Here is a 16293-nt window from a genome sequence, read left to right as displayed (position 1 = left end):
TTCATCATTATTTGTCATGTGGTTCCGATTTATTAGCTGCGACTTTTTCAACACTAGCCATTAGAAGGAATTCCAGCCTCCAGTGGGATGATGTCCTCCATGGACCTCACCCCCCGGCACCGCCGGCCCTTCCCCCTCCCCGGGCCCTGGCCCGACTGCGCCCGGGGCCTGCTGGGGCGGGGGGCCGCCTGGCTCCATACCGGCAGCACCGGGAATGGGCTCCTCGGCCTGCCGGGAGGGCCGATCCTGGCCTCACGGTGGTCGGGCGCCGCCTGGATCAGCCTCCTGGAAGGCAAGCCCTGGCCGGGGTCCCCCTGGGAGGCTCTGGAAGCGGCGCTCCCGGAACACCCCGGGCCATGGATCGGCGCGGCTTCTTTCGAGCTGGCCTGCGACGAGGCTTCGCTGCCACGCCAGGGTTGCGCTCCCGACACCCTGGGCCAGCATTGGCAGGGCATCCAACAGGCGCTGCACGTCCAGGACGGCGAGGCCGAGCTGTGGTCCTGGGGCGAGGTGCCTCCGGACCCGGAGACCTGGACGTCCCTTCTCCGCCCGGGAGCCTCTTCCCAGGCACCATCCTTGAGCCTCCAGGCCCGCTGGACCGAGGCCGAGCATCGGGCGGCCGTGGAAACGATTCGCGAGCGCATCCTCGAGGGCGGCTTCTATGTGGCCAACCTCTGTGTTCCCTTTGATTCCATCTACTCGGGGAATCCAGTGGACCTAGCCCTGGGGACCTTCAGGCGGGCCCGCCCGCCCTTCGGCGCCCTGCTGGACCTGGAAGGCCTCCGGCTCCTCTCCCTGAGCATGGAAGGACTCCTGTCCCGTCGGGGGGAGCGGATCTGGTCCCAGCCCATCAAAGGCAGCGTTCCCCTGACGGGCGATGCGACGCAGGACCAGCTTGCGGCGGAAGCCCTGGCGGCGGATCCCAAGGAGCGGGCCGAGCACACCATGATCGTGGACCTGGTGCGCAACGACCTGGGTCGCGTGGCCCGGACCGGCACCGTCGCCGTGAGCCGCGCCATGCGCGTGGAGCGCTACCCCACCGTCCAGCACCTGGTGAGCACGGTGGAGGCCGAAGCCCGTCCAGGGTTGGGCTTGGCCGGCCTGCTCCGCTCGGTCCTCCCCGGCGGCAGCGTCACGGGGGCCCCCAAGCAGGCCGTCTGTGCGCATCTGGCCCAGGCCGAGGCGGCGCCCCGGGGGTTCTACTGCGGGGCCCTCGGGTGGATCGCCCCCAACGGCGACCTCGACCTCGCCCTGCCCATCCGAACCGCCCAGATCCGAGGCGAGGCCCTCACCTACTGGGCCGGAGGAGGCATCACCCGCCGCAGCGACCCGGCCCGCGAGTGGGCGGAGCTGCACCTGAAGACCCGGGCCCTGACGGGTTGATCCCGGAGAATTTTCATGGCGAAGGAGAAGCTGGCCTCAGGCGGCGCTGGCCCGCTTCAGCAGCTCCTCGAAGCGTTCGAAGAGGTGGGCCCTGGGGCCCTTGGGTTGGCGCTTGAGGACCATGCCCGCCTGATCGGGGGTGCGCCCACCCTTGTTCTGGTTGCAGATGAGGCAGCAACCCACCAGGTTCTGCCAGGTGGTGGAGCCGCCCTGGCACAGGGGGATGACGTGATCCACGGTCGTGGCTTTCCGCTGGCACCCTTCGTACTGGCAGAGGTAGTGATCCCGGCGCAGGACACGGCGCTCCAACCGCCCGATGAGGAGCTTGGAATCGCTGCAGGCCTGCACGTTCGGGAAGATGATGAGTTCGAGACTCCCATCCAGGCTCCGGTGCCGCTCGAAGGTGGCTGGATTGAGCACGTGGGCACGGCCTGCCACCACGGCGCAGAGGGCGCGCCTCCGGCTCACTTCCTGCATCGGGACATAGTTCCGGTCGACGGCAATCACCTCACCTGCCCCGTGACGTTCCCGGCCCTTCAGCATCACACCCCCGGATTGGCCCGTATCCTAAGGCATTCCTCTGATTTGTGAAGTGAATTATTCTGTTTAATTGGATAAATCAGGCATAGATGTATTCTGGACTTCGAAGGACAGGCCCGCAGGACCGATCTCCGGGGCCGCCTCCACACTGGCAAGCTTCTTTTCCATCTGGTCCCGCCGGGCCGCCACATCCCCCAGCTTGCCGCTGGCCTCCTCCAGCTTCCTCTGGACCGCCGCCAGGGCCGAGCCGAAGCGGCCGAACTCGGCCTTCACCTGCCCGAGCACCTTCCAGATCTCGCTGGTCTGCCGGCTGATGGCCAGGGTCTTGAAGCCTACCTGGAGGCTGTTGAGGAAGGCCGTAAGTGTCGTGGGGCCCACCAGGATGACCTTGCACTCCCGCTGCAGCCGCTCGAAGAGGCCCGGACGGCGGAGGACCTCGGCGTAGAGCCCCTCGAAGGGCAGGAAGAGCAACCCGAAGTCCGTGCTGCTGGGTGGCGCGATGTACTTGTCGCGGATGTCGCGGGCCTGGGAGAGCAGCCGGGTCTCCAATGCCCTTCCGGCGGCCTCCACGGTCGCCAGGTCGCCCGCCTCATAGGCCTCCATGAGGCGCTGGTAGTCCTCCAGGGGAAACTTGGCGTCGATGGGCAGCCAGACTGGGCCGTTTTCGTCAGGTCCGGGCAGCTTCACCGCGTATTCGACCACCTCCGGGGATCTCGGGCGGATATGGACGTTGGCCTGGTACTGCCCCGGGGACAGGAACTGCTCCAGCAAGGCTCCCAGCTGCGCCTCGCCCAGGACTCCGCGAGCCTTCACGTTGGTCAGGGCCCGCTTGAGCCCGCAGACGTCCTGGGCCAGCCCCTGCATCTCGCCCAGGCCGCGCTGCACCTGCTCCAGCCGCTGGGCCACCAGGTTAAAGCTCTCGCCCAGGCGCTTCTCCAGGGCCTCATGCAGCTTCTCGTCCACGGTACGGCGCATCTGCTCGAGCTTCGCCTCGTTGGCGGCCTGGATGGCGTCGAGCCGCTCCTGGACCTGCTGCTGCACCTGTCCGAGCTGGGCCGCCTGTTCAGCGCGGGAGGACCGCAGGGCCTCCTGGATCGTGGCCGAAAGCTGACGGAACCCTTCCGCCAGCTTCTCGGCCTGGGCCGCTCGGAGTTCCCCGAGCTCCGCCAGCAGGGGCCGGATCTGGGCCGCGAGCGCCTGATGCGATTCGGCACGGTCCCTGGAAGCCAGCTCCTCGGCGTGGCGCCTCAGGGCCTCGAAGGGCGCAGGATCCACGGGAACCCGGCGCATGGCCGCCCAGACGGCGAAGAGGGCGGCCAGACACGCGATGAGGGAGAGGGCGAGAGGAAGGGCCATGCCCCATCATCGCCCGCGGGATCCGCCAGGGAGTGTCCATTCGGCCCGGCGGCCTTCACCCTCGGGGACCAACGACAGCTCGGCCACCCAATCCGTGGGCCAGGGGCCATCCTGGCCCGCCCACTCCACCACCAGCCGGTCCTCGGGCCCGATGGTCTCCTCGAGTCCCAGGGCCCAGGCGCCTTCGGGACCCGGCCGGTAGAGATCCAGATGGAAGAGGCGCCCCTCCGGCAGATCGTAGCGGTGGAGCACGGCATAGGTGGGCGAGGCCACCTCGTCCGGATCGCCGCCCAGCCCCCGCAGGAAGCCGCGGGCCCAGGTGGTCTTACCTGCGCCGAGCTCGCCCCGCAGCAGCCAGGTCCCGCCTGGCGGCGTGACCCGGGCCAGGGCCTCGCCCAAGGCCTCGGTGGCGGCATCGTCGGCGAGGTACCGCTCAGCCACGCAGGAGCTCCGGCAGCTGGTCTGCCAGGTCCCGCGGCAGCAGGCCTGCCCCCGGAAGGAGATCGGCGGCGGCGCCATGGAACCAGACGGCGGCGGCCACAGCCTCCCGCATGGGCAGGCCCTGGGCGCGGAAGCCCGCCACCATGCCGGCCAGCAGGTCGCCGCTCCCCCCGGTGGCCAGACCGGGGTGGCCCGTGGGATTGATCCACAGATCCTCGCTGGCGCCACCGGCCAGCACGCTCTGTGCGCCCTTGAGCAGCAGGACACCGGGCTTCCCGGCGGCCACCTGGCGGGCCTGGGCCAGGCGCTCATCCATCAGCAAGGGCCGGGGCAGCCGGAACAGGCGCGCAAACTCGCCGGGATGGGGCGTGACGGCCGTGCCGGGCCGTTCCATCCAGCGCCCTCCTTCGCCTTCTTTCAGGGCGGACGCATCCAATACCAGCGGACCATCCCAGTCGGGCACTTGGGAGATGCCGCCCGGACCGGCGAGGAGGACATCGACTTCGGGCGGCACGCTCCCCTGCCAGGGCCGCACCATGGCCTCGGGCACCTGGGTGGCCACCTCGGCTCGAACCTCAGGATCCGTCAATACGGTCACAAGGCCCGCGCCCACGCGCAGGGCCCCCAGGGCCGAGAGCACCGCGGCGCCGCTCATGCCCAGGCTGCCCGCGCGGATGGCCACATGCCCGAAGCTGCCCTTGTGGGCGTCCCAGGCGCGCGGGGGAAGCACGGGGCGCTCCAGAAGGTGCAGGGCGGCCCTGGGCGTCCGGTCGAGGGGGATGGGCACCACGGTGATGTCGCCGCAGGCCTCCCGCGCGGGCATCAGGCCATGGCAGACCTTGCGGTGTCCGAAGCAGGCCGTGCGTGTCGCGCGGATGGCTTCACCCGGGACCTCCGCGGAGCTTGGGTCCAGGCCGGAGGGCAGGTCCAGGGCGAGCACCGGGAGGCCGGAAGCGTTCAGGGCGCGCGCCCAGGCCAGGGCCGCCCCCTCCAGGGGCCGCGTGGTGCCCAGGCCGAAGAGCCCATCCACCACCCACCCCCGCCAGAGCTGCATGGCCTCCGCAGGGGCCGCCGAGGTGCGGATCTCGCCACCGAGCCCCTTCCAGAGGCGGGCCTGGTGGGCGGCGTCGCCGCGCCACCCCGGCTGGGCCGAGGGGGACCATACGGACACCTCCCGGCCCTCCAGGCGCGCGAGACGGGCCAAGGCCAGGGCGTCGCCGCCGTTGTTGCCCGGGCCCGCCAGCACCTGCACGGGTTCGCCTGCGGGAATCAGGGCCAGCGCTCCGAGAGCCGCGTGCTCCTGGAGCACCAGGGACGGGATGCCCCAGCCTTCGATGGCCTGGCGCTCCGCGGCCCGCATGTCGTCGGCGGTGAGGAGGGGGATCATGGGAGCAGTCTAAGGCTCTTCAGTCAGATATGCCCGCAGTGCCTTCGGATAGAGTTCCATCTCCGCCGCATAGACCCGCCTCTGGAGATCCTCGGGGGTGTCGCCGGCCAGCACAGGCACCCGCAGCTGATCCAGGATCCGGCCGTGGTCGTACTCGGCATCCACCAGATGCACGGTGGCCCCGGATTCGGCTTCGCCGGCTTCCAGCACCGCCCGGTGCACATGCATCCCGTACATGCCGGGCCCGCCAAACCGGGGCAGCAGGCCCGGGTGGATGTTGAGGATCCGCCCTTCCCAGCGCCGGGGCACCGTCAGCTTCTTCAGCCATCCGCAGAGGCAGATGACCTCGGCACCGGCCCCTTCCGCCTCCCGGTAGCAGGCCTCCGAGAACGCCTCGTCCGAGTCGAAATCCTTCCGGACGACCGAGACCGTGCACAATCCCTCCGCCTGGAGCCGGGGGATGCCCCCGGCCTTGGCGGAGGAGGCGAGGCCCAGGACCGGAACGGCGGGCACACGCCCCTCCCGGCAGGCCCTGAGCAGGTTCAGGGCGTTGCCGCCAGTGCCGGAGATGAAGAGCGCGATCCGCTTCACTGGAGGGCCGTCAGCACGGCCACGTCCGCGATGTCCTGGGGGCTGCAGCCGCGGCTGAGGTCGTTGGCCGGGCGGGCCAACCCCTGAAGCAGCGGGCCCAGGGCCACGGCGCCGCCCAAGCGCTCGGTGAGCTTGTAGGAGATGTTGCCGGCGTCCAGATCGGGGAAGACCAGGACGTTGGCCCGGCCTGCCACCGGGGAACCCGGCGCCTTCCGCTGGCCCACGGAGGCCAGGAGGGCGGCGTCCGCCTGCAGCTCGCCATCCACGGCCAGGTTCGGCGCCCGTTCCTTGATGAGGGCCAGGGCGGCGCGCACCTTGTCCACCCGGGCGTGCTCGGCGGAGCCGCGGGTGGAGAAGCTCAGGAGAGCCACGCGGGGCTCCACGTCCAGCACCCGGCGGGCATTCTCCGCGGAAGCCAGGGCGATGTCCGCCAGCTGTTCGGGCGTCGGATCCGGCACCACGGCGCAATCCGCGAAGATCATGGCGCCCTGCTCGCCGAAGGCGGTGTCGGGATGGATCATCAGGAAGAAGCTGGAGACGGTCTTGATGCCAGGCGCGGCGCCGATGGCCTGGAGGCAGGCCCGCACCGTTTCCGCGGTGGTGTTCAGAGCACCCGCCACCATGCCGTTGCAGGAACCCGCCTGCACCATCATGGCGCCGAACCAGAGCGGGTTCTTCACGGCCTCCAGCGCCTGGGCCTCCGTGATGCCCTTGGACTTCCGGCGCTCGAAGTAGGCCCCGGCCAGCTCGGGAAGCAAGGGACTGGCGAGGGGATCCACCATCGCCGCCCCCTTCAGGGGGAGCCCCTGGGCTCCGCCCCGCTTCGCCATGTCGGCGGGATCGCCCAGCAGGGTGATGCGGCAGAGTCCCTGGTCGAGCAGCAGCTGGGCGGCCTGGAGGGTCCGGTCATCCCGGCCCTCGGGCAGGACGATGTGGCGCTTGAGGACCTTGGCGCGATCGCGGAAGCGCGCCATCCAGCGGGCGTGATTGGCGTGGCTCATGGGAGTCTCCGGTGTCGGGTGGAGGGTTTGGGTGAGGGCGGGTCCGCCAGGAAGACATGCGGGTCCTGGCCCGTCCGGTCGCAGAACGTGTCCGCCAGGCTGGGCGCGCCAGAGCTGGCCTCGTCGAGGTACAGGGTTTCGACGCGGTGCATGGGCAGGAACCGGGTGCTGAGGGCCACCTGGTCGATCTGACCGGTGCGGACCAGGGTGAGGACCTCCGCCCAGGGCGTGAGGTCGACCCCCCGGATGGCGACGCCCGCGGCCTCGAGCCCCAGGAGCCTGCCCCACACCCGCTCCCGCGGGGAATGCAGCACCACCACCACGAGATCACCGGAACGGAAGGGCATGGACAGAGGCATGGGTCGGCTCCAGGTCGATTCTTACAGGGCCGGGCCTTCGACGATGAGGCGGCCTTCGGTGAAGCCCTCCATCGCCCATCGGGGACCTTCAAAGCCGTTGCCGCTGGCCCTGACACCGCCGAAGGGAGCGGCATCCAGACGGAAGGTGGGCGGCAGGTTCAGCAGGACGCCCCCGGCCTGCAGCCTCGCCTCCGCCAGGCGAAGGTGTCGCTGGTCCCGGCTATAGGCGCTGGCCCGCAGGCCATAGCGCGTGGCGGCGGCCCGGTCGAGCCCCTCCTCGAAGCTGCCCACGGACGTCAGCACCGTGATGGGCGAGAAGGCCTCCTCGCACTGAAGGGGATCATCCTCCGGCAGGTTCGCGAGGACGGCGGGCGGCAACAGCGCCCCCTGCCGCGATCCGCGCAGGAGCACCTTGCCTCCCGCGGCCACCGCCCGGTCGAGGCCCTCGTCCATGCGGCGGGCCGTGGCCTCGTCGATGAGGGGACCGACCACGGTGGCGGGATCCATGGGATCGCCCACGGGCAGGGCCGTCACGGCCGCCACGAAGGCCGGGGCGAAGGTCTCCCAGAGATTCCGGTGCACATAGATCCGCTGGGCCTTGGAACAGCTCTGTCCCGCCCCGGCCACGGCGGCGGGAGCCAGCGCACGGGCCACGGCCACCGCATCCACACCCTCGTCCACCACCACCGCGCCGTTGCCGCCCAGCTCCAGCAGCAGCCGCTTGCCGGCCAGCACCCGCTCCAGGTGCCGCCCCACCCGCTCGGAGCCGGTGAAGCTCACCGCCGCGATGCGCGGATCCTTCGCCAGAGCCTCGGCCACGACCGGATCCGAGGGCGCCAGCTGGAGCAGGCCGGCCGGCGCTCCGATGTCCCGGCGGGCCGCTTCAAACGTGTCCCAGAGCAGCTTCGAGGTGAGAGGCGCCTGGGGGCACGGCTTCCAGATGGCACTGCAGCCCGCGGCCAGGGCCGGTCCGAGCTTGTGGATCGCCAGGTTCACGGGGAAGTTGAAGGGCGTGATCGCCAGGATAGGGCCCACGGGAAACCGGCGGAGTACTGCCCGGCAACCGTCCGCGCCAGCCATCAGGTCGTAGGGCACGGCCTCCTCCCCGAAGGTTCCGATCGCCTCGGCGGTGGCCCGCAGGGTCGCCTCGGCCCGGCTCACCTCGCCCCGCGCCAGAGTGATGGGCTTGCCGGTCTCCTGTGTGAGGAGACGCGCAAGTTCCTCCCGCGTGCGGCTCAACGCGTCGAGCCAGGCGTCGATGAGGTGCCTCCGCCCCAGGCGGGAGGTGTCCCGCCAGGCTTCAAAGGAGCTCAGGGCCGCTTCCACCATGCGATCCCCCACCGATGTCACCATGGTCACCCCTCCCCGGAAGGCCCAGGCTGCGCCCCGCCTCGGTCCAGATTAACCTCGGCTGGGGAGCCTGCGATTTGAGGGCGGTCACATCCGCGTCAGCCGGGCATTGGCAGGCTGGGCTAGAATCGAAGCCAGGAGCACTCCCATGACCAAGCCACTCGTCCCCGCCGATCTCCTCAAGCAGGTCCAGGCCGCGGACAAGCCGGTTCCAGTGTCCACCGCCGGAAAACCGAAGGCCGATGCCCACCCCAAGCCCGTGGTCAAGGCCTCCGCCCGGCCCCAGGGCAAGAGCGGCGTCGCCCATACGCGCATGAGCAACCGCGGGAAATAGCGCCCGGCGGGCGCAGGTCTCAGAAAACCACCATCGCCAGGGCCGCCACCAACGAGGCGGCGAGCATGGCCGTCAGGCGCATGCCGAAGGCGCGTCCGCCGGAGATCCACGCGAACCCAGCCTTGGCGAGGGTATTCGCGCCGATGGCCAACACGATGGCCAGGACGGCTGTCCGGGAATCCAGGCCGATCGAGTGGACCTGGCTGCTCACGGCCAGGGTGATGGGCGTCACGTCCGCCAGCCCCGAAATCCCGGCCGTCACCAGCAGTCCCCGATCCCCGAACCACGCGCGGGCCGCGGCCGATAGGAGCAGGACCGTGGCCAGGGCCAGGCCCCAACCCAGGGCGCGCTTCAAGTGGAAAGGGTTGCGCAGGGGCATGTCATCCGTGCCGACGCCAAGGCCCTCGCCGGACCGGTACATCCACCAGGTCGCAGCCAGCAGGGTCGCCACCATGGCCGCCATGGGCAGCAGAAGCGGACGGAGGAGACTCCCCCCTCCGACGACCCCCGCGAGGAAGGCCACGCGGACCGCCATGGTGGCGCAAGCCAGCATCACGGCCACCTGGCCGGAGCTCCGCATCGAAGGGTGCTCCCGGGCCTGCCTGGACATGGTGACGGTGACCACCGTCGAACTGACCATCCCGCCCACCAGGCCCGTCAGCGCGGCTCCCCGTCTAGACCCCAGCACGCGGCTGAGGGCGTACCCGAGGAAATCCACGGACGCCACGAGGGCCACCATCCACCCCACCTTCTGCGGCGAGAGCACGCCCCATGGATCCAGCACCCGCGACGGCAGCAGAGGCAGAAGGATGGCGAAGACCAGGAGCAGCTGCATCGTCGCGATCAGGTCTTCGCGATGGAGCCGGGGGATCCAGGCGCGGATCCAGGGCTTGGACAAGAGGAGCAGGGTCATGATCACGGCCAGCGCCACCGCCAACAGCGCGTCCCGGGTGAGGAGCATACCCAGCAGCGGCGCGGCCAGGGCGGCGACCTCCGTGGTCAGCCCGCGGTCCGGCGAGCTGGTCCGAAAATAGAAGAGGCCGATCAGGATCGCCGCGAAGGCCTGCACGGCGATGGGCATGGCCAGGCTTCCGCCTCCCACCTTCACCGAAATCCAGCCAAGAAGGGTCAGCAGGGCGAAGGTGCGCGCCCCCAGGGCGCCCTGAAGGCCCTCGACGCGGTCGGTCTCCCGGCGGTTCAGCGCCTCCTGGCTCTCGCGGCTCCGCTCGAAGCCGCTGCTCTCCCGCTCCAGCCCCATCATCAGGCCCAGGGCGGCGGCCATGATGGCTTCCTTCAGGGTGGAGAAGTCGAGGGTCAGCATGGTGCGCTCCCGATGGTCTCTAATCGGCGGGATGCCAGGTTTGGATGTGACTGATGCGCTTCAGGACTTCGGAGATCAGGTCTAGGGCGCCCGGACCGAGGCTCCGGACCCGGAACTGGTCGGCGCCGGGGAGGTGGACCACATGCACTGCGGCACCGCCCGGAAAATCCGGATGCAGGCTGAGAGGACGGGCCAGTGACTCGAGATCCACCGCCTCGAGCCAGCCCTCCGGCAGCGGCGCGATGCGGGCGCCGGGCACCCGTGCGCCGACCTCCCGGGCCTGGACCAGCACCAGATGCCACTGGCCCTGGTCTTTCCCGTCTTTCCCGCGCCAGCACAGGAAGGGGGGAAGGTCACCGAACCCGATGCCGCCCTTCCGGATCTCCGGCCAGGCTCTCAAGGAAGCCACGCCGGCCGCGTCCGCCGCCTCCATGGCGAGTGCCCCGAGATCCGGCGAGGCGGGGGGAATCCAGGGTTCCACGCTCCACATGCCGTCGAGCATGGCAGATCGGTTAGGCTGGGCCCATGGGTACGACGCGCCGATTGAGAAGGCCCGAGATGAATAGAGGGGGAAGGCCGTGAATCCCAGGCCCGTCATCGCCACCGGCCAGCAGATTGGCGCCGGATGGAGCCCCGCCCTGTCCGTGGCCAAGGCCCTCGCCGCCCTGGCCGAAGCCCGCCGGACTGGGGCCGAGGCGGTCTATTGGATGGCCGACGAAGACCACGACCGGGCCGAGGTGGCCTCCGTCGTCGGCATCTCCGGGGGCCGCCTCGCACGCCACCGCTTCCGGTTCGACGCGAGGCTGGGCACCGCCACCGGCTGGCTGCCCTGGACCTCCGCCCACCAGACCGAGGCGGAGGCCCTCTGGGGCCCGGTGCCGGAGCCCGATGGGCCCACCCTGCGCGGCCACGTCCTGGCCCTGGGCCGGGCCCTCTGGAATCGCGGCCTCCGTCCCTTCTCCCCCACGGACCCAGCCGTACGCCAGCCCATCCAGACGGAGCTGGAGCGCTGGCGGGCCCTGGGCCTGGAAGCCGACCTGATCCGGCAGGCCGGGCGGCTGGAGGCGGAGGGCGCACCGCTGCCCCTGGATCCCCGCGTGCAGGCCGCCTGGTTCTCGCTGGATCCCCGCACGGGACTCCGCGAGCGGCTGGACCCCGGCCAACCCCTGCCCGCGGGTCGCTGGCTCAGCCCCGGGGCGGCCATCCGTCCCCTGATGCAGTCCCTGCTGATGCCCGTGGCCGCCGTGGTCCTGGGGCCTTCCGAGCGGGCCTACTGGCGGCTCTGCGAGCCTCTCTGGGAACGCGTGGACCTCCCGGCGCCGAAGATCCTTCCGCGCCCCAGCGTCTATGTGGTGCCGAAGGGCTTCCAGGCCGCTCCGGGCCACCTGGAAGCCCTGCGCCTAGGCGCCTGGGACCGCCTCGCCGCCTGGCCGGGCGAGCTTCCGAGTTCCCGGTTCCGGACCACGGAACCGGACGGAAGCTGGCCGGCCCATCTCCAGGCCCGGTTCCGACAGGAGCAGGAGCGGACGCGACAGCGGCTGGCGAAATTGGACCGGCGCCTGCACAGAGAGGCGGCTGCGGCCACGTTGGGCGGCGATCCCGAGCGGCTGCGCCAAGCCCTCTTCCCCTTCGGCGCCCCTCAGGAGCGGGTCATCCCCGGCCTCTCCTGGCTGAGGAGCGAAGCCCTGCTGGAAGCCATCCTGGCGCGCATGGACGGCGCCCCCGTGATCTTGGTGGAGGAACCATGAGCCACGACCTGGATCTGCTTGCCCTGGGGGCCCACCCCGACGACGTGGAAGTCCACGTGGGCGGGATCCTGGCCCTGGCGTCGGATCGGGGGATGAAGGCGGCCATCCTGGATCTCACCAGCGGTGACCTCGGCACCCGCGGCACTGCGGAGACCCGCCGCCTCGAGGCCCAGGAAGCGGCACGGATCCTCGGCGTGACCCGCACGGTCCTCGATTTCCCCGACGGACGGTTCACAGAGGAGGAAGTCTTCCGGATCCGCCTCATGGCCGAGATCCGCCGGGTGCGACCCCGGGTGCTGATCCTCCCCGCCCCGGACGACCGCCACCCCGACCACCGCCGGGCTCATCGCCTGGCCCGGGAAGCCGCCTACTACGCGGGTCTGAAGAACTATCCCTGCCCCGGGACGCCCTGGCGGCCGGAGGCGGTGGCCTGGGCCGGCGGCGAGAACCCGGGCCAGCCGGACCTGCTGGTGGACGTGAGCGCCGTATGGGATCGCCGCATGGCCGCCTTCGACGCCTTCGGAAGCCAGTTCAACCAGGACCCCTCCCAACCCGTCACGCGCATCGCCCACCCCGCCTTCCGCCGCGGCGTGGTGGGCCGGGCCATGCACTGGGGCTCCCTGCGGATGTGCGAATGGGCGGAAGCGCTCTGGTGCGACATGCCCGCGCCGAAGGCGCTGCTGGAGATCCTGGCCCGACTGGAATCGCCCGCATGAACCGGTTCGAATCCGACCTGCTCGCACAGATCCAGCGCCGGGGCGATGGCGTCCATGGCCGTGTGCTGGTGGCCTGCTCGGGCGGCGGGGATTCGACCGCGCTCCTCATGCTCCTGTGGACGCTCCGGAAGAGCCTGGACCTGGACCTGGCCGTGCTCCACGCGGACCACGGCCTGAGGGCGGAGTCGGGGGAGGATGCGGACTTCGTGCGCCAGCTCTGCCGTGCCCTCAACCTCGATCTCGCAGAGGCCACCCTCGGCGTCAGGGCTCACGCGGATGCCCATCGGCTCGGCCTCGAGATGGCCGCCCGGGCCCTCCGGTGGGATTGGTTCCGCCAGGAAGCCAGGCAGGGCGGCGCGGCAGCCGTGGCCACGGGCCACACCCTGGACGACCACACGGAGACCGTCTTCCTGCGCCTGGCCCGGGGCGGAGGCCTGGGCTGCCTTCAGCCTCTGGCGCCACGCCAGGGTCTCCGCTGGTCCCCCCTGGCGGAGATCCGCCGCGCCGATCTGAGGTCCTACCTGGCGGCCCGGGGCATCCCCTGGCGGGAAGACGCCAGCAATGCCGAGCCCTTCACGGCGCGGAACCGCTGGCGCCCCCTCCTCGACACCCTGCGGCGGGAGGCGCCCGACCTGGACCGGCACTTGTTCGAGACCCATCTCCAGGCCGAGGAGGCCAGGCACTTGGCTGGATTGCTCATCGCCGGCTCGGAAGGCGCTCGCTGGTCCATTGCTGATCATGGAATCAGGTTCCGGCGGGGAGCGTGGGCCGAACCGGAGCTTCGCTGGACCCTGGAATGCGCCTTCCGCCGTCTCGACTGGCCCCGGGAAGCAGCCCTGTTGCGGGGCCTCGCGCCCTGGCTCGCCGCGCGCCTCGAGAAGAGCCGCAAGCCTTCTTCCTGGGGTAATTTCCATCTGGATCCCGAACCAGAGGGCGAGTACGTGCATCTTAGGTTCAGCCGCCTTCCTGGGCCTAGTACACTGGAAGGACACTTGGGCGAAGGCCCGAAGGAGTGACCCTTTGAATTCCATGATGAAAAGCGTGCTGGTCTGGTTGGGCATCATCGCCCTCTTGGTGCTGGCCTTCCGCCAGATCCCCCAGAACAGCCGCCAGATCGAGATCCCCTTCTCGACCTTCTACACCGAGGGCGTCGGCGGCAAGTACAAGTCCGTGACTCTCTCCGGCTTCGATGTCGAAGGCACCTACAAGCAGCCCGACAAGAACCCCAAGACCGGCGAGGTCATCGAGAAGTTCCGCACGGTGGCCCCCCCCATGCAGGATCTGGGCAAGGTCATCCTCAGCTGGAAGACCGAGGGCCAGCTCGATGAGTTCAAGGCGGCCAAGCCCAGCGAGAACAACTTCGCCTATGTGTTGATGTTCTGGGCGCCCCTGCTCGTCTTCGTGGTGCTCTGGTTCGTGTTCATGCGCCAAGCCCAGATGGGCGGCAACAAGGCCCTGAGCTTCGGCAAGGCCCGCGCCAAGGGCCTCTCCAGCAGCGCCAAGCGCGTCACCTTCTCGGATGTCGCCGGTTGCGACGAGGCCAAGGAGGAACTGAAAGAGATCGTGGAGTTCCTGAAGGATCCCGCCAAGTTCGTGAAGCTGGGCGGCAAGATCCCCAAGGGCGTCCTGCTCATGGGCCCTCCGGGGACCGGCAAGACCCTGCTGGCCCGCGCCATCGCCGGCGAGGCCAAGGTCCAGTTCTTCTCCATCTCCGGCTCCGACTTCGTGGAGATGTTCGTGGGCGTGGGCGCCAGCCGTGTGCGCGACCTCTTCGAGCAGGCCAAGAAGAGCGCCCCCTGCATCGTGTTCATCGATGAGATCGATGCTGTCGGCCGCCACCGTGGCGCCGGCCTGGGCGGCGGCCACGACGAGCGGGAGCAGACCCTGAACCAGCTGCTGGTCGAGATGGACGGCTTCGAGGGCAACGAGGGCGTCATCCTCATCGCCGCCACGAACCGCCCTGACGTGCTGGATCCCGCCCTGCTCCGCCCCGGCCGCTTCGACCGCCGCGTGGTGGTGGACCGTCCCGACGTGAAGGGCCGCCACGAGATCCTGAAGGTGCACACCACCGACAAGATCCCCCTCAGCCCCGACGTGGATCTGGAAGTCATCGCCCGCGGCACCCCCGGTTTCGCCGGTGCCGATCTGGCCAACCTCTGCAACGAGGCCGCCCTCACCGCCGCCCGCGGCAGCAAGAAGTGGGTCGAGATGGCCGACTTCGAGAACGCCAAGGACAAAGTCTACATGGGCGCCGAGCGTCGCAGCCTGGTCATGACCGAGGCGGACAAGCGCATCACCGCCTACCACGAGGCCGGCCACACGGTCGTCGCCCACGTGGTGCCCGATAGCGACCCGCTCCACAAGGTCACCATCATCCCCCGCGGCCGGGCCCTGGGCGTCACCTGGCAGCTGCCCGTGACGGACCGCTACAACACCACGCGGGACTACATGGAGAGCCGCATCGCCATCGCCATGGGTGGCCGCATCGCCGAGGAGATCTTCTTCAACCAGCTGAGCACCGGCGCCGCCAATGACATCCAGCAGGCCACCGAGATGGCCCGGTCGATGGTCACGGAGTACGGCATGAGCGACAAGCTGGGCCCGCTGAACTTCGGCGGCGGCCAGCACGAGGTCTTCCTCGGCCGTGACTTCGCCCAGCACCGGGAGATCTCCGAGGACACCGCCCGCCTCATCGACGTGGAGGTGCAGGAGTTCGTGCTGCGCAACTACCGCCGGGCCAAGGCCGCCATCGAAGCCCACCGCGACCAGCTGGTGTCCATCGCCGAGGCCCTCTTGGTGCGCGAGACCCTCGACGGCGACGACATCGACATCCTCATGAAGGGCGGCACGCTGCCTCCGCCCAAGAGCGGTAGCACGCCTTCCGCACCCGCCACGGTGGAAGGGCCGACCACGGACCCCGGCCTGAACCCCGCCCTCAAGCCCGCGTGAGTTCCACGTCATTTCAATGGGGACCGCTCCTCGAGGGCGGTCCCCTTTTTGTCGGCATCCTCAACCTGACGCCGGACTCCTTCAGCGACGGGGGACGCTACCTGGATCCCTCGGCGGCCCTGGCCCAGGCCCGGCACCTCGTGGCCGCCGGGGCCCGCATGCTGGACCTGGGTGCCGAAAGCACCCGCCCCGGATCGGCGGTGGTGGATGCCGCCACAGAGTGGGGCCGCCTGGAGCCTGCGCTGGCGGCGCTGCAGGAGGCGTTGCCGGGCATCCCCCTCAGCCTGGACACCCGACACGCTGCCGTGGCCGCAAAGGGCCTGGACGCGGGAATCGCCGTCATCAACGACGTGGCCGGCCTGGCCGACCCGGCCATGCTGGAGCTGGCCGCCGGCTCTGCCTGCGGCCTCATCGCCATGCGCAGCCGGCGCCAGGATGAGGGCTTCCTCATGCCCCCCTACGACGATCCCGCTCCGAAAGATGCGTCCCCGGCCATCGCGGAACTGATCGAGGTCCGCGACCGCCTGAGGGCCGCGGACATCTCGGACCAGCGCCTGCTGCTGGATCCAGGATTCGGTTTCGGGACCACGTTCGCCGAGGATCTTGCCCTCTGGAACGCGCTGCCCCAGCTTCCGGAGGCACTGGCCTGGCCCGCCGATCGGATCTGCATCGGCATTTCCCGCAAGCGCTTCCTGGCGGTCCGTGCCGGCACGCCCCTCCCCCCGGACCAGCGTGACGCGCTCACGGCCGCCGCCCACGCCGAGGCCACCGGATGGGGATACAGGGTCTTCAGGACGCACGCCATCAGGTAAACTTC

General features: G+C 70.2%; 17 protein-coding genes. 7 read left to right on the top strand and 10 right to left on the bottom strand.

What is annotated here, in order from left to right; all coding sequences use genetic code 11:
- Positions 1-99 precede the first annotated feature (99 nt).
- A complete protein-coding gene (locus MLE42_RS01365) occupies positions 100-1383 on the top strand; it encodes a chorismate-binding protein (RefSeq protein ID WP_243286082.1) in 1284 nt (427 codons plus the stop codon).
- Positions 1384-1419: 36 nt separating this feature from the next.
- Here MLE42_RS01365 and MLE42_RS01360 read toward each other — a convergent pair whose 3' ends face one another.
- The 8 genes from MLE42_RS01360 to MLE42_RS01325 all read right to left on the bottom strand — a co-directional run bounded on the left by MLE42_RS01360 (position 1420) and on the right by MLE42_RS01325 (position 8411).
- Complete coding sequence (locus MLE42_RS01360; protein ID WP_243286081.1) at positions 1420-1851, bottom strand: HNH endonuclease; 432 nt, start codon at positions 1849-1851, stop codon at positions 1420-1422.
- Positions 1852-1989: 138 nt separating this feature from the next.
- Positions 1990-3279: a DNA recombination protein RmuC gene (locus tag MLE42_RS01355; RefSeq protein ID WP_243286080.1), complete on the bottom strand. Its 1290-nt coding sequence runs from the start codon at positions 3277-3279 to the stop codon at positions 1990-1992.
- Positions 3280-3285: 6 nt separating this feature from the next.
- Complete coding sequence (gene tsaE, locus MLE42_RS01350) at positions 3286-3720, bottom strand: tRNA (adenosine(37)-N6)-threonylcarbamoyltransferase complex ATPase subunit type 1 TsaE (RefSeq protein ID WP_243286079.1); 435 nt, start codon at positions 3718-3720, stop codon at positions 3286-3288.
- Positions 3713-5107 (bottom strand): NAD(P)H-hydrate dehydratase, encoded by a 1395-nt coding sequence (locus tag MLE42_RS01345; RefSeq protein ID WP_243286078.1) that lies wholly within the window; start codon positions 5105-5107, stop codon positions 3713-3715. Before MLE42_RS01345 ends, tsaE begins: the two co-directional genes overlap by 8 nt.
- A 9-nt stretch (positions 5108-5116) precedes the next feature.
- A complete protein-coding gene (gene purN / locus MLE42_RS01340; RefSeq protein WP_243286077.1) occupies positions 5117-5698 on the bottom strand; it encodes a phosphoribosylglycinamide formyltransferase in 582 nt (193 codons plus the stop codon).
- A complete protein-coding gene (gene pta, locus MLE42_RS01335) occupies positions 5695-6699 on the bottom strand; it encodes a phosphate acetyltransferase (RefSeq protein ID WP_243286076.1) in 1005 nt (334 codons plus the stop codon). Before pta ends, purN begins: the two co-directional genes overlap by 4 nt.
- The gene (locus MLE42_RS01330; protein WP_243286075.1) at positions 6696-7058 is read right to left on the bottom strand and encodes a hypothetical protein; all 363 of its coding nucleotides are present in this window, start codon (positions 7056-7058) and stop codon (positions 6696-6698) included. The genes pta and MLE42_RS01330 overlap by 4 nt, the downstream gene beginning before the upstream one ends.
- Before the next feature lie 21 nt (positions 7059-7079).
- A complete protein-coding gene (locus MLE42_RS01325) occupies positions 7080-8411 on the bottom strand; it encodes an aldehyde dehydrogenase family protein (RefSeq protein WP_243286074.1) in 1332 nt (443 codons plus the stop codon).
- A 145-nt stretch (positions 8412-8556) separates the two neighbouring features.
- On the opposite strand from MLE42_RS01325, the gene MLE42_RS01320 reads away from it, so the two are divergent.
- Positions 8557-8742, top strand: a complete 186-nt coding sequence (locus tag MLE42_RS01320; RefSeq protein ID WP_243286073.1) for a hypothetical protein — start codon at positions 8557-8559, stop codon at positions 8740-8742.
- A gap of 19 nt (positions 8743-8761) precedes the next feature.
- On the opposite strand, the gene MLE42_RS01315 is transcribed toward MLE42_RS01320, so the two are convergent.
- On the bottom strand, positions 8762-10063 hold the full coding sequence (locus MLE42_RS01315) for an MgtC/SapB family protein (RefSeq protein WP_243286072.1): 1302 nt from the start codon (positions 10061-10063) through the stop codon (positions 8762-8764).
- Between the two features lie 19 nt (positions 10064-10082).
- A complete protein-coding gene (locus MLE42_RS01310; protein WP_243286071.1) occupies positions 10083-10565 on the bottom strand; it encodes a hypothetical protein in 483 nt (160 codons plus the stop codon).
- A 76-nt stretch (positions 10566-10641) separates the two neighbouring features.
- Here MLE42_RS01310 and bshC point away from each other — a divergent pair, with 76 nt between their 5' ends.
- Genes bshC through folP form a run of 5 tightly spaced genes read left to right on the top strand, consistent with a single transcriptional unit; the run spans position 10642 to position 16288 of the window.
- Complete coding sequence (bshC, locus tag MLE42_RS01305; protein ID WP_243286070.1) at positions 10642-11811, top strand: bacillithiol biosynthesis protein BshC; 1170 nt, start codon at positions 10642-10644, stop codon at positions 11809-11811.
- A complete protein-coding gene (gene bshB1, locus MLE42_RS01300) occupies positions 11808-12527 on the top strand; it encodes a bacillithiol biosynthesis deacetylase BshB1 (protein WP_243286069.1) in 720 nt (239 codons plus the stop codon). Before bshC ends, bshB1 begins: the two co-directional genes overlap by 4 nt.
- Positions 12524-13543 (top strand): tRNA lysidine(34) synthetase TilS, encoded by a 1020-nt coding sequence (gene tilS / locus MLE42_RS01295; RefSeq protein ID WP_243286068.1) that lies wholly within the window; start codon positions 12524-12526, stop codon positions 13541-13543. Before bshB1 ends, tilS begins: the two co-directional genes overlap by 4 nt.
- A gap of 4 nt (positions 13544-13547) precedes the next feature.
- Positions 13548-15476 carry an ATP-dependent zinc metalloprotease FtsH gene (ftsH, locus tag MLE42_RS01290; protein ID WP_420843054.1) on the top strand — a complete coding sequence of 643 codons (1929 nt, stop codon included), beginning with the start codon at positions 13548-13550 and terminating at the stop codon, positions 15474-15476.
- Positions 15473-16288: a dihydropteroate synthase gene (gene folP, locus MLE42_RS01285; protein ID WP_243286066.1), complete on the top strand. Its 816-nt coding sequence runs from the start codon at positions 15473-15475 to the stop codon at positions 16286-16288. The genes ftsH and folP overlap by 4 nt, the downstream gene beginning before the upstream one ends.
- Positions 16289-16293 lie beyond the last annotated feature (5 nt).

The sequence above is a fragment of the Geothrix terrae genome (genome assembly GCF_022808775.1).
Lineage (GTDB): Bacteria > Acidobacteriota > Holophagae > Holophagales > Holophagaceae > Geothrix > Geothrix terrae.
This window is presented reverse-complemented; position numbering and strand designations above follow the sequence as displayed.

What these genes read in the sequence shown, in the direction of transcription:
- MLE42_RS01365 (WP_243286082.1), top strand. Translation starts at nt 100, where the DNA reads ATGGACCTCACCCCCCGGCACCGCCGGCCCTTCCCCCTCCCCGGGCCC.
- MLE42_RS01355 (WP_243286080.1), bottom strand. Translation starts at nt 3,279, where the DNA reads ATGGCCCTTCCTCTCGCCCTCTCCCTCATCGCGTGTCTGGCCGCCCTC.
- MLE42_RS01345 (WP_243286078.1), bottom strand. Translation starts at nt 5,107, where the DNA reads ATGATCCCCCTCCTCACCGCCGACGACATGCGGGCCGCGGAGCGCCAG.
- pta (WP_243286076.1), bottom strand. Translation starts at nt 6,699, where the DNA reads ATGAGCCACGCCAATCACGCCCGCTGGATGGCGCGCTTCCGCGATCGC.
- MLE42_RS01330 (WP_243286075.1), bottom strand. Translation starts at nt 7,058, where the DNA reads ATGCCTCTGTCCATGCCCTTCCGTTCCGGTGATCTCGTGGTGGTGGTG.
- MLE42_RS01325 (WP_243286074.1), bottom strand. Translation starts at nt 8,411, where the DNA reads ATGGTGACATCGGTGGGGGATCGCATGGTGGAAGCGGCCCTGAGCTCC.
- MLE42_RS01320 (WP_243286073.1), top strand. Translation starts at nt 8,557, where the DNA reads ATGACCAAGCCACTCGTCCCCGCCGATCTCCTCAAGCAGGTCCAGGCC.
- MLE42_RS01315 (WP_243286072.1), bottom strand. Translation starts at nt 10,063, where the DNA reads ATGCTGACCCTCGACTTCTCCACCCTGAAGGAAGCCATCATGGCCGCC.
- MLE42_RS01310 (WP_243286071.1), bottom strand. Translation starts at nt 10,565, where the DNA reads ATGCTCGACGGCATGTGGAGCGTGGAACCCTGGATTCCCCCCGCCTCG.
- bshB1 (WP_243286069.1), top strand. Translation starts at nt 11,808, where the DNA reads ATGAGCCACGACCTGGATCTGCTTGCCCTGGGGGCCCACCCCGACGAC.
- tilS (WP_243286068.1), top strand. Translation starts at nt 12,524, where the DNA reads ATGAACCGGTTCGAATCCGACCTGCTCGCACAGATCCAGCGCCGGGGC.